This window comes from Microcystis sp. M53603_WE2, assembly GCF_030065435.1.
This window is the reverse complement of record NZ_JASJFF010000805.1, coordinates 1-1382: the sequence shown is the minus strand read 5'-3', so window position 1 is coordinate 1382 and position 1382 is coordinate 1. Positions and strand designations below refer to the sequence as shown.

The 1382-nt window shown below is 40.9% G+C and carries 2 protein-coding genes and 1 pseudogene; 1 reads left to right on the top strand and 2 read right to left on the bottom strand.

All coding sequences use genetic code 11. The features are described 5' to 3' along the window. Positions 1-159 precede the first annotated feature (159 nt). Together PX481_RS17195 and PX481_RS17190 are read right to left on the bottom strand one after the other, a co-directional pair. On the bottom strand, positions 160-480 hold the full coding sequence (locus PX481_RS17195; RefSeq protein ID WP_004266823.1) for a cupin domain-containing protein: 321 nt from the start codon (positions 478-480) through the stop codon (positions 160-162). Next, positions 480-1052 carry a shikimate kinase gene (locus PX481_RS17190; protein ID WP_004266824.1) on the bottom strand — a complete coding sequence of 191 codons (573 nt, stop codon included), beginning with the start codon at positions 1050-1052 and terminating at the stop codon, positions 480-482. The genes PX481_RS17195 and PX481_RS17190 overlap by 1 nt, the downstream gene beginning before the upstream one ends. A gap of 217 nt (positions 1053-1269) precedes the next feature. Here PX481_RS17190 and PX481_RS17185 point away from each other — a divergent pair. Further along, positions 1270-1382, top strand: a pseudogene (locus PX481_RS17185) (gfo/Idh/MocA family oxidoreductase); the annotation flags it as partial.

Genomic DNA, 1382 nt, shown 5'->3' with positions numbered 1-1382 from the left:
TGAGGTAGTCAGTTACCTAATTTTCAGGGAAAAAGTACCTGAATTTTACCCCCGATCACTCCAATGGCTGGCACTTTTTGAGGGGAAAAAAGTCCAAAAGTCTTATCCAACAAGGTTTTTAGATTTATTCAGCAGACCCTAGTTAGAAACTATATTTTACTAGCGATAATGGATAGCTAACCAAATACAAGGGGGATTATTGCTAGTAAATTCGACGCGATGTTTTTGGTGAGGAGGAATCAGCAGATAATCCCCCGCTTGCAGATTAACTTGGCTGCCATCCTCATAACTAATCTCAGCGAATCCCTGTAATAAAATCACCCATTCAAACTCAGATTGATCGTACCATTGACCCCGGGGAGTGGTTTGACCAGTGGAAATAATTCTTTCCAGACGAATAGCCTGACTTTGAGCCAAAATTTCCAGAATTTCTCGGTCAGGAATTAGTTCAGGTAAATCAAAAATTGAAGCTGCTATCATTAGTTATGATCCCTTTCTGGATGAAAATCTTTAATCACCGTCGGTATTGCTGTTAAAATTTTCTCAACGATATGAGCAGGTGTATCTAGGTCAGAAACAACAATCCGAAGATCCGCTTCTGCATAAAGTCCTCGTCTTTGTTCTAATAATAATTCCAGTTTACTTTCTAAATCAGTGGACTGAAGCAAGGGACGAGAGGTATCTTTTTTTAAACGTTTAACCAAGACTTCGAGAGGAACATCTAACCAAATCATTAAACCGTGACGAAGATAACTCCAATTCATCGGTTTTAAAACCATCCCTCCCCCGGTGGCAATCACAGTTTTAGTCAGAGAGGATAATTCGGCTAAAACTTGGGTTTCTAACTCCCGAAAAGTCGCTTCTCCCTCGTCGGCAAAAATTTCCCTGATTTTCTTTCCCGCGACCCTTTCTATTAATATATCTGTATCAAAAAAACGATATTGTAACCGTCGGGAAAGCAACTCTCCCAGGGTGGATTTGCCGGCCCCCATCATTCCTAGCAAAAAAACACTTAATCCCCGTAAGGAGTTAAAATCCGTTGAATTGTCCATATGTAGTCCTCGCTACTCAGGGATGATTTTTTGATAAGCATTTAGGAGTAAAAACCCGCAGATGGAATCAGAAAATCTTCTCAGAACTCCCATTGACACCGACATCGTGTCAGAATGCTGGATAACCATGATACCATCTTGGTAGTTAATGGACGAAATCAGCTTGATTAATCTAATCAAGTGGTGTGAGGAGTGTGAACACAGGAGTCTAAAATTCATGTCCAATCAACCAGCAAACTTTCCGGGTAACAGAAATCAACTCAAACCGATTAAAGTCGGGGTTATCGGGGTCGGTAACATGGGACAACACCATAGTCGCATCCTGAGTTT